Origin of the sequence: Herbaspirillum sp. B65, assembly GCF_000333555.1 — a bacterium.
Taxonomy (GTDB): Bacteria; Pseudomonadota; Gammaproteobacteria; order Burkholderiales; family Burkholderiaceae_D; genus Herbaspirillum; species Herbaspirillum rubrisubalbicans.
Map to the genome: position 1 here is coordinate 1 of NZ_BADI01000921.1, position 635 is coordinate 635.

A 635-nucleotide genomic window follows, 5' to 3' on the forward strand; every position below is an offset into this window, starting at 1 on the left:
TCGACGATGTAGGCCTGGCGGTCGCTCAAGACGAACACGCCATTGGGCTGCAGGTAGAAATTGCCATAGGCGTTCTTGCGGGTATTGAGACGGCGCAGCTGGTTGCCGCCTTCCACGTACAGGCCCAGCGGTTGCAATTGCTTGTCGTAGATGCCGGCATTGGTGGCGCACACCATTTCCTGGCCCTGGCTGCGCAGGTGGGCGTCGAGCCGGCTGAAGTTGCCCAAGGGCGTGCCGCTGGCATCCTTCCAGTACATGCGGATGGTGTCGCTGCGCGGATCGGCGCGGCAGGTGCTGATGAAGACCTGGTGATACTGGTATTGGCGGATGTCGGCGGCCGCAGCCGAGACCGAGCACAGCGCAAGGCAGCTCAGCGCCAGCAGACGCAGGAGGGAGGGGCGGAAGAGGGATTGAAGCATCGAAACCAAGTCTTGTTCTGCAGGACCGCACAGGGCGAGGCGGTATTGTAAATGGCCCCCGCCGGGCTTGCCACGGGAAATCCGGTTTTATCCGCAAAGCCAGTCCAGGAAAGGCTTTGCGGGCGATGCACCGAATTCGCTCATGCCGCAGTGCAGTTCTGCACCGAATGTGGGAAAATGAACAAAAGCAGCATGAAATGTGCGAAAAATCGAATT

General features: G+C 60.0%; 1 pseudogene. It reads right to left on the reverse strand.

Annotated features, from left to right (window positions below):
* Positions 1 to 419 (reverse strand): annotated as a pseudogene (locus I5W_RS21655) (phosphodiester glycosidase family protein); the annotation flags it as partial.
* Positions 420 to 635: the final 216 nt, after the last annotated feature.